This window comes from Candidatus Glassbacteria bacterium, assembly GCA_019456185.1.
Taxonomy (GTDB): Bacteria; Gemmatimonadota; Glassbacteria; order GWA2-58-10; family GWA2-58-10; genus JAJRTS01.
This window is the reverse complement of sequence record VRUH01000120.1, coordinates 1-305: the sequence shown is the minus strand read 5'-3', so window position 1 is coordinate 305 and position 305 is coordinate 1. Positions and strand designations below refer to the sequence as shown.

Annotated in this window: 1 protein-coding gene; it reads right to left on the bottom strand. The window is 65.6% G+C overall.

Features of this window, described 5'->3' with window-relative positions:
* Nucleotides 1-65: 65 nt before the first annotated feature.
* A partial coding sequence (locus FVQ81_18245) for a tyrosine-type recombinase/integrase (GenBank protein MBW7998471.1) occupies nucleotides 66-305 on the bottom strand: 240 nt, incomplete at its 5' end.

The following is a 305-nucleotide window of genomic DNA, read 5'->3' as shown; positions in this document are numbered from 1 at the left end:
CTGTATACAGCCACTGGGCCCGGCGCACGTGTCTACAGGCGCGGACCTGTCTACAGGATCGCCGGCTACGCCGCCGCAATCCTTCCCGCAAGCGACCGGACCCGCATCCGGTCCACCGCGTCTCGCTGCACGCCAATCCGGGCGTAGCGGCCGAGCATGCTCTCATTCCGCCAGCCGCCTACGGCCATCAGCGTAAACATGTCGACGCCATCTCGAAGGTTCTCGACGGCGAAGACGCGCCTGAACTGGTGCGGGTGCATATGGGCGACGTCCAGGCCGGCGTATTCGGCAATCAGGGCATACTC